The following is a 4,267-nucleotide window of genomic DNA, read 5'->3' as shown; positions in this document are numbered from 1 at the left end:
CCTGGCAACTCACCAAGCGTCAAGGGAAGCGATCGGGCGACCAAGATGACGACGGGCGCGAGCCCTATGCCGGGACGGTCGGACCAATCGCGCCCGGGCCGGGTGGCCACCCGGCCCGGGCATCCCGCTTATGAGCGGAACGGCACGCTTATACGACAACTCAAACAGACAATGCCGGGCTTGTCCCGGCATCCACCGCGCCGCCGGCGTGGCCCTTCGCTATTCAGGTTCGGGCGTGCGACCTGTTGGACCCCGGCACAAGGCCGGGGTGATGGCGGAGGGAAGGCTGCGACAGTGTGAGAGCCGTCGGAGGGTCGACGTCTTGCCCGCCTTCAATCCACGTGCAATAGGCGCCGCCCCGCGCGACATCCCGACCGCTACAGGAGCTCGCCATGACCAGCGATTCGCCGGCGAACGCGCTCGGCCTCGATTTCGGTACGACCAATACCGTCGTCGCGCTGGCCGACGGCGCGGGCGGATCGCATCTCATCGAGTTCGCCGGCGACGGCGCGGCCGGCGCTGTGTTCCGATCGGCCTTGTGCTTCTGGGAAGAAGAGAGTGGCTGGAACGGCATCGCGCATGAAGCCGGGCCGTGGGCGATCGCCGAATATCTCCAGTCACCGCTCGACAGCCGATTCATCCAGTCGTTCAAGAGCGTCGCCGCCAGCCCGTCGTTCGAGCGCGCGCTGATCTTCAACAAGCCGTTCCGCTTCGAGGATCTCGGCCGCGCCTTCCTGCAGCGGCTGGTCGCGCATGCCGGCGGTGCGCTCAATGCGCGGCCGCGCCGTGTGATCGTCGGCCGCCCGGTCGAATATGCCGGCGCGCGCGCCGATCCCGCGCTGGCGCGGCAACGCTACGATTTGATGCTCGAAGGGTTCGGCGTCGAGCTCCATTATGTCCACGAGCCGCTCGGCGCCGCGCACAGTTACGCGTCGCGCCTGACCGAGCCGGCGACGATCCTGGTCGCAGATTTCGGCGGAGGCACGACCGATTTCTCGATCGTCCGCGTCGACGCCGCAGGCGCGCCGCGACGCTGCGTGCCGCTAGCCTCGTCGGGCATCGGTATCGCCGGCGATCGCTTCGATTATCGTATCGTCGACAAATTGGTGCTGCCGCTGTTGGGGAAGGGGGGGAGCTATCGCTCGTTCGACAAATTGCTCGAGATTCCGCGCGGTTACTTCGCGGACTTCGCCGACTGGTCGCATCTCGCTTTGATGCGTAACCGGCGGACGCTCGACGAATTGCGGCGGCTGCAGCGCGCGGCGGTCGATCACGAACCGATCGGCCGGATGATCGCGCTGATCGAGCACGAGCAGGGCTTTCCGCTCTACGATGCGGTCGGCCGGCTCAAGCGCACGCTTTCCAGTCAGGACAGCGCCGAATTCCGCTTCACCGGTGGCGATGTCGACATCGTCGCCGAGGTGTTGCGGGCCGATTTCGAGCAATGGATCGCCGACGACCTGCGCCGGATCGAGGCAGCGATGGACGCGGCGCTGGCCAAGGCACGAATCGCGAGCGACGCGATCGACCGTGTTTTCCTCACCGGCGGCTCGTCGCTGATCCCTGCGATCCGCGCGATGTTCGACCGCCGCTTCGGCGAGGACAGGATCGCGACCGGCGGGGAACTGACCTCGATCGCGCATGGCCTCGCGCTGATCGGCGAGGAGGCCAATCCCGCCGAATGGGCGGCCGTCTAGGTTCGTTTCATCGGAGTCGACACGCCTCGGCCAGCCTGACGAAAAAAAGGCGGCCTCCTTCCGGAAGCCGCCTTTCCCCTTTTATCCTGATCCGGGGATCAGAATTTGACCGCCGCCTCGAAACCGAAGGTGCGGGGCGGGTTGAAGTTGGCATAATCGCCGAGCACCGCGGCATTGGCTGCCGACCGGCGATAGATATGTTGCTCGTTGAACAGGTTGCGGCTCCACGCCGACAAAGTGAACTTGGTGGTCTGGTTCAACTTGATGTCGGCCAGCGCGATGCGGCCGTTCACGATGAACGAACTGTCGGTCTTCACGGTCTCGGACTGGAAGCTGTACTGAGCATCGGCGTAATTGGCGTCGATGTGGAAGCGCAGCGCCATGTCGCCGATCGGCACTTCATAGTCGACATAGCCCGACGCGGCGTTGGGCGGCGTGTAGACCGTATAGACTGGCGTCAGCACGCCGAAGGTCGGGCCCGGGTTCGGGTTAGGCGTCGCCGGCACCGTGATGTGGGTGTAGGCATAGGACGCACCGATCGTGAGGTTCTCGATTGGCCGAGCGGTGAAGTCGACCTCGATGCCGCGAATCTTCGAGATGCCCGGCGCGTTCTGCGTATTCTCGGTGTGCAGGTTGTAGGTCGGGTTGGGGATCGACGTACCCGGCAGGAACTGCGTGGTGTCGACGTTGTCGAAGTCGATCTGCGTGCCCGAACGGTCCATCATATAGCCGGCGATGTTCAGGCGGACCTTGTGGTCGAGCATGTCGAGCTTGGCGCCGACTTCATAGGCCTTCACCGTTTCCGGCCCGAACGCCGCGAACGTCGACGAACGGTCGTTGGCGCCGCCGGCGCGGTAGCCCGTCGAATATTTGGCGTAGAGATTGACGCCCCGGGCGGCATCGAGCGCCAGGACGACCAGCGGGTCGAACCGGCCCTTGTCGTAGTTGAAGGTCCAGTTGGTCGGGATACCCGACACCAGGTACAGCGTGCCGTCGCGCTTGTCCTTGGTGTAGCGGCCGCCCACCGTCAGGTGCAGGATGTCGCCCGCAAAGTCCGGCGTATAAGTTAACTGGCCGAACGCCGCGTAGCTGCGCCCCTTGGCGAAGCTGGCGCGCTGCAGGAAGCGCGAATTGTAATCCCAGCCCTGGTTGCTCGCGCTGATCGGACCGAACACCTGTGAAGGCAGGATGGTGTAGGCGGTGCCGTCGGCGTTCCACTGGTTCGACGACGGGGTCGCCGCCGATTCGCGCGCCTGCTCGTAGAAATAATAGAGGCCGGCGACGTAATCGAGCTGCGGGATGCTGCCGACCGCCTGGAATTCCTGGCTGAACTGGCTCTGATAGAGGTCCGACAGGCTGTAGCGGCTGAACTTGCCGTTCGGCGCGAAGGGAACACGCTCCGGACCGCCCGAATTGTCCCATTGATTGGTCGATACCTTGCGCCACGCGGTGATCGAGCGCAGCTCGAGCGCCGGCGCTACCTTGTACGCGAGCTTGACCATCTCGCCCGAGGTCTTGTCGACACTGTACTGCTGCGGCACGCCGACATCCGCGACGTCCTGACGCTCAGGGTGCACGCCGACCAGCGCAGGCAGCGGAGCAATGCAGCGATTGGTCGTGCTGTTGCAGGCCGATCCGTTGTTCATGAGCGTCGACCCGACAAAGGTGCCGATCGGCAGGTTCTTCGGGTTGTAGTTGACGAGCTGGCTGAAGAACGGCGTGTTCTCGTCCTTCGACTGGTCGAACGAGAAGTCGGCGGTGAAGCCCTCGAACGGAGTCCATCGCGCCGAGATGCGGCCGCCGGCGCGATTATAGGCGTTCCAGCCGATCGAGCCCGCGAGCGGGTCCTTCACGGTGGCGCCCTGGTGCTGGATGACGCCGTCGAGCTTCACCGCGAAGTTGGCGAAGGCCGGCAGGTTGAGGTGCATTTCACCATTGTAGCTGGCGTAGTTGCCGAAGCCGGCGCTCATGCTGCCGCCGAATTCGCCGGTCGGCGCCTTGGTGACGATGCTTAGCGCGCCACCTTCGGTGTTGCGACCGAACAGGGTACCCTGCGGACCGCGCAGCACCTCGATCCGCTCGACATCGAACAGGGCGGCATTGAGGCCCTGCGAACGGCCGAGATAGACGCCGTCGATATAGACGCCGACGCCCGGCTCGCGCGCGGTCTGGTTCTGGTCGAACGGCACGATGCCGCGGATGCCGACGGTCAGCGCCGACTGGCGGGCCTCGAAGGTCGCGACGCGGAGCGACGGCACGCCGCCATCAGCAAGGTCTATCAGGCTCTGGACGTGGCGATCCTTGATCGTCGAGGTGTCGAGCACGGAGATTGCGATCGGCGTCTTCTGCAGATTGGTTTCGCGCTTGGTGGCGGTAACCACGATGTCGGCGAGGCCTTCCGGATTGGTGCTCTGACCATCTGCCGGGGCTTGTGCGTCGGGCGCGGCAGCGGCGGGCGCGGGCGCCTTCGGGTCTTCGGCGGCGAAGGCCGGCGTGGCGGTAACCGCGATCAGCGCGCTGGCCAGCAGCGTGCTCCGCAAGGTCGAGATCCCCATTTCAAATAGTCTCCA

The 4,267-nt window shown here is 65.2% G+C and carries 2 protein-coding genes; one reads left to right on the top strand and one right to left on the bottom strand.

Annotated features, from left to right (window positions below):
* Positions 1-392: 392 nt before the first annotated feature.
* Complete coding sequence (locus tag ACTHJR_RS20645) at positions 393-1,697, top strand: Hsp70 family protein (protein ID WP_440525302.1); 1,305 nt, start codon at positions 393-395, stop codon at positions 1,695-1,697.
* Between the two features lie 98 nt (positions 1,698-1,795).
* On the opposite strand, the gene ACTHJR_RS20640 is transcribed toward ACTHJR_RS20645, so the two are convergent.
* Positions 1,796-4,252 carry a TonB-dependent receptor gene (locus tag ACTHJR_RS20640; protein ID WP_440525303.1) on the bottom strand — a complete coding sequence of 819 codons (2,457 nt, stop codon included), beginning with the start codon at positions 4,250-4,252 and terminating at the stop codon, positions 1,796-1,798.
* Positions 4,253-4,267 lie beyond the last annotated feature (15 nt).

Source organism: Sphingomonas sp., from assembly GCF_051962185.1.
Taxonomy (GTDB): domain Bacteria; phylum Pseudomonadota; class Alphaproteobacteria; order Sphingomonadales; family Sphingomonadaceae; genus Sphingomonas.
This window is presented reverse-complemented; position numbering and strand designations above follow the sequence as displayed.